Annotated in this window: 4 protein-coding genes; 1 reads left to right on the forward strand and 3 read right to left on the reverse strand. The window is 58.3% G+C overall.

Annotated elements, in window-relative coordinates; genetic code table 11:
- The 3 genes from PHD44_RS12205 to PHD44_RS12215 all read right to left on the reverse strand — a co-directional run.
- Positions 1-1499: POTRA domain-containing protein (locus tag PHD44_RS12205; RefSeq protein WP_300192115.1), on the reverse strand; the 1499-nt coding region annotated here is incomplete at its 3' end.
- The gene (parE, locus tag PHD44_RS12210) at positions 1477-3393 is read right to left on the reverse strand and encodes a DNA topoisomerase IV subunit B (RefSeq protein ID WP_300192117.1); all 1917 of its coding nucleotides are present in this window, start codon (positions 3391-3393) and stop codon (positions 1477-1479) included. The genes parE and PHD44_RS12205, both read right to left, overlap by 23 nt.
- A gap of 148 nt (positions 3394-3541) precedes the next feature.
- Positions 3542-4459 carry an EamA family transporter gene (locus PHD44_RS12215; protein ID WP_300192119.1) on the reverse strand — a complete coding sequence of 306 codons (918 nt, stop codon included), beginning with the start codon at positions 4457-4459 and terminating at the stop codon, positions 3542-3544.
- Between the two features lie 158 nt (positions 4460-4617).
- Between PHD44_RS12215 and trxA the strand changes: the two genes are divergently transcribed.
- Positions 4618-4943: thioredoxin (gene trxA, locus PHD44_RS12220; protein WP_300192121.1), on the forward strand; the 326-nt coding region annotated here is incomplete at its 3' end.

Genomic DNA, 4943 nt, shown 5'->3' on the forward strand with positions numbered 1-4943 from the left:
GATTGATCGCCGCCGGCAAAAAAACGCAGGCTTTTGGGTAAGGAATTGAAATCGGGTGTCACCACGCCACCCAACTCGGTGCGCGCCTTGAACACCCATTTCCCCACAGGATAAAGCCCACCCAGCATCACGTGAGCACGCAACAGCGAGGTACTGGAGAGCAACGGCTTTGCCGCCGTGCTGATGCCGCTGCTGAACACGAATCCTTTGGTCGGGAACAGCGGATCATTGAGCTCCTGGCGGCCCAATCGGGCACCGAACAACCAAAAACCGGTCGTCTGTGCCGGATTGGTGCCGAACTGACTGCGGTCAACCAGATATTCACTGTATAAGGAGCTCGTCCACGAATTGAAATTGCGCACCCAACGCAGGCCCGAAGTCGACGATAACGTCGTGATGCCGGTGTCCTGCTCCCGATCAAACACCTCATAAAGGTCATAATGCTGATTAAGGGGGTCAGAAATTTTCGGCATGCTGTAGGTGGCGCCGAGCGTTTGTTTGCGTTGTGCCAGGGACAAATCCGCTTTCCACGAGTGGCCGGACCGGTTCACATATCGCTGGTTGATTTTGCCGCCGAAGCGCGCGCCCGTATCCGTGCCATAACCCACACGCAGTTCATAACTGCGCGGCTCATTGGGCAGGGTGCGAATCGTGATGGGCACCTGATGCGCCTTGCGCTGATCCCATTGCGGGCGCACCCGCACATCGCTGAAATATTGGCTGCTCGACAAATTCTGATTCATGGCCACCAGCGTTTGCGTGGAGTAGGTATCGCCGGTTTTCGCACCGACCAGATTCTGTGCCAGCTCCGGCTTGAGAATGGTCTGATCGATCGTGATCTTGCCGATGTGGTAGCGGCTGCCCGCATCCAGATCGAGGTGAATGTCGGCCGTATTGGTTTTCGGATCGACCAACAACTCATGCTTTCGCCACTTGGCATCGAGATACCCCGCCCCACGCACGCGCTCCATGATGCCGTCACGCAGCGCGACATAAACGCCCTGATTTAAAAGCGCAGCCTTCGCGGGACGCGCGGTTTTGAGGTAGTCACGCAGAAACGGTTGTCGGGTCAGATCGTCCCCTGCCGACGTGTTCACGACTACATCAACGGCGGCAATATGCACCCGCGGGCCGGGGGTGATGTCCATCGTCGGCATGGCGCAATCGGGATCTTGTTTCAAATCGGTTTGAATCCGTGCATTGAAATAGCCCATGGCTTGCAGCGCATCCCGTGCCGCCAGGGTGGCCGATTGCAAATAACGCCGCATCAATACCGGCGATGCCTCGCAAGTGAAGCGAATCGGCGGAACGGACAGCCCCACCTGTAGAATCAGCGCCTTGTTCTCGGCTTGGGTAATCTCGCCGGTCAGTTGCAGTTGCGGTTTCCCGCTGGCCGCCTGCGCCGCAGACAGGCTCAGAAACAGCACGAGCAAAAAGACAACCGGTGAAAACCACCACACCCGGCCAAACATCAGATCACGCAACGATGGCCAGATCACCCTTGGCTTCCAGCCAGCCGCGGCGATCGGCTGCGCGTTTTTTGGCAAGCAGCATATCCATCAGGGCGTAAGGATCATCGTCCATCATGGATAATTGCACCAACCGGCGGGTTTGCGGGGCGAGTGTGGATTCACGCAGTTGGCTGGGATTCATTTCGCCCAGGCCCTTGAAGCGGGTGACTTGGGGCTTGCCGCGTCGATGCTCGGCGGCAAAACGGCCCAGAATACCGTCGCGCTCGGCTTCATCGAGCGCGTAGAACGTATCCTTGCCCAAATCGATGCGGTACAAGGGTGGCATGGCGACGAATACATGCCCCGCCCGAACCAGAGCCGTGAAATGCCGCAGGAAGAGTGCGCAAAGCAAGGTGGCAATATGCAGGCCATCGGAATCGGCATCGGCAAGGATGCAGATCTTGCCGTAACGTAACTTGGATAAGTCATCACTGCCCGGCTCCAAGCCAATCGCCACGGCAATGTCGTGCACCTCCTGACTCGCCAACACTTGATCGACCCCGGTTTCCCAGGTATTCAGAATCTTGCCGCGCAACGGCATGATGGCCTGAAAATCCCGTTCCCTCGCCTGCTTGGCGGAACCGCCCGCCGAGTCTCCTTCCACAAGAAACAACTCGGTGCGCGAAATATCAGAAGCAGTGCAGTCGGCAAGCTTGCCGGGCAGCGCGGGCCCAGCCGTGACCCGCTTGCGGGCGACTTTCTTGTCGTTCTTGAGTCGCGTCTGCGCCGCATCGATGGCGATACGCGCGATAATTTCGCCCTGTTCGGGATGCTGGTTGAGCCAGAGCGACAGCGCATCTTTGATCACGCCACCGATGAAACTCGCCGACTCGCGCGAAGATAGGCGCTCCTTCATTTGCCCGGCGAATTGCGGATCTGACAGCTTCGCCGACAACACGAACGCGACACGGTCAAACACATCCTCGGGCGTTAATTTAACGCCACGCGGCACCAGATTACGGAAATCGCAGAACTCGCGCACCGCCTCGGTCAAACCCTGGCGAAGACCGTTGACGTGGGTGCCGCCCTGTGGCGTCGGGATCAGGTTCACATAGCTTTCGGTCAGCGGTTCGCCGCCCTCTTCCAGCCAGACCAGTGCCCAATCGACCATTTGCGGCCGCTCGGCCAGCTCGGCACTCATATGACCGACAAAGCCCTGAGCCGGAATGATCGCCCGACCCTCAAGGGCGCCGAGCAGGTAATCGCACAGGCCGTTCTCGTAATGCCAGATTTTTTGCGGCTCGTCGCTGGACTCATCGAGAAAGGTCACCGTGAGACCAGGGCACAGCACGGCCTTGGCGCGCAACACATGCAGCAGGCGGCTGACCAGAAACTTGGGCTGATCGAAATAGCTCGCTCGCGGCCAGAAGCGCAAACGCGTGCCGGTCTGCTTTTTCGGCACGGTACCGACCTCGGTCAGCTCGCCAACCGGGACACCGTCCTCGAAGGCCATCTGCCAGATTTTCCCGTCCCGACGAATCTCGACGGTGAGTTTTTCGGACAAGGCATTGACCACCGACACACCCACACCGTGCAAACCGCCGGAAAAGCGGTAGGTCTTGTCGGAGAATTTTCCGCCCGCATGCAGGCGCGTGAGGATGAGTTCAACGCCCGTCACACCGTGCTCAGGATGAATATCGACCGGCATCCCGCGCCCGTCGTCGGTAACGGAAAGCGAGCCATCGGCGTGCAGCACCACATCAATCCGGCTGGCAAAACCGCTGACGGCCTCATCGACGCTGTTGTCGATGACTTCCTGTGCCAGATGATTGGGGCGCGTGGTATCGGTGTACATCCCCGGCCGCTTGCGCACCGGCTCAAGGCCGGTGAGCACCTCGATGGCGCGGGCATCATATAGTTGAGAATTCGTAGAATCAGCCATGGAAAATCAATGCTCGGAACTGAAAACAGGGTACAAAACAAGGTGCAAACAGCATCACGGTACGTTCAGCAATCAACGTGGGGTTTGCCCGTCGTCGATCCGCTGCCAGGAAAGTGTACACGCAACACGGCAGTTGAGGCCCATTCAGTCAATTCCGGCGCGATATGAGCGAGAGGAGCAAAGCCGTGAGAATCAGGATGATGCCAATCAATTCGAATAATCCGGGCCGCTCGCCCAACTGAATCCATGCACCCAAAACACCGACGCTGGGAATCAGCAATGAGCCGAAACCGGCAATGCGGGTGGGCAGATTGTGCAGGGCATAAATCCAGAGCAGCCAACCCAGCGCCCCCGCCGGCACGATGTTGTAGAACAGAACCCAAAGCAGATGCGATGTCCATTCGGCATGCCAGGGTTCAAGAATCACCGCCGCCAGCAAAATGGCAAAACCACCGAACAGCATCTGCCAGGCGGTGACACTGAGCAGATCGAGGCGATAACGGCGACCGAATTTCTTCTGCCAGATCGAACCACCCGCCCAGGTCAAGCCGGACAACACGGCAAACAAAGAGGCACCGATAGCCAGATGCCCGCGCCACGGTGCGATCATGAAAAACAGCCCCATACCCGCAATGCCCAGCGCCAGCCATTGGCGGCGGGTCAAGCGTTCGTGCAGCACCACATGCGCCATCAACATCAGCCACAGCGGCATGGTGAAGACGATCACCGCGGTCTCACCCGCCGCGCCGGTTTGCAACGCCCACATCATGAAACCGACAAAACCGGCGGTCTGCAAGAGTCCCAATGGAATGACGTAATGCATGGGCGGCGGTCTGAGCGATCGACCCGTTGCAGGCAGCAAGAGCAGCAGCAACACGGCGGGAATGATCGTGCGCAGGGCTCCGAACCACAGCGCTGCAATCTCGCTCAAACCACCTTTCATCACCACCCAGTTGTAACCCCACAGCAAGCCGAGCAACAGCAGGGCGACCAAAGGCCAGAAATAAGGATGATGACGGGCGGAACGCGGGGCGATAACCGCAGGAGAATCGGGAATAGAGGACATGAGTTGACCCAGAGTGTGGCCGCGCCGAAAAGCAAAAAGGGGCTGGAGCATAGCAGTCAGATTCGGGTTTCGCCGTGCATCTGCCTTGAAAAGTGTAGGCAGAGCCGCCATACATTCCCCACTTCGAGTTTTTTTCATTTTCAAACAAGAGGATGCCCATGTCCGATCTGCCTTATATTTTCGACGTTACCGCCGCAGAATTTCAGACCCGCGTCATCGATGCGTCTTTTCAGACGCCTGTACTTGTGGATTTCTGGGCGGAATGGTGCGGCCCTTGCCGGACGCTCAAGCCCATGCTCGAACAGATCACCGAAAGCTATGGCGGCAAATTGCAGCTCGCCAAGGTCAACACGGATGTCGAAGCGCAATTGGCCGGCCATTTCGGCATTCGCAGCCTGCCGACCGTGATGTTGGTCATCAATGGCGCGCCGGTGGATCAATTCATGGGGGCGTTGCCGGAAAGCCAGGTCCGTGAATTTCTGGA

It is taken from the genome of Halothiobacillus sp. (assembly GCF_028710545.1).
In the GTDB taxonomy this organism is placed as follows: Bacteria; Pseudomonadota; Gammaproteobacteria; order Halothiobacillales; family Halothiobacillaceae; genus Halothiobacillus.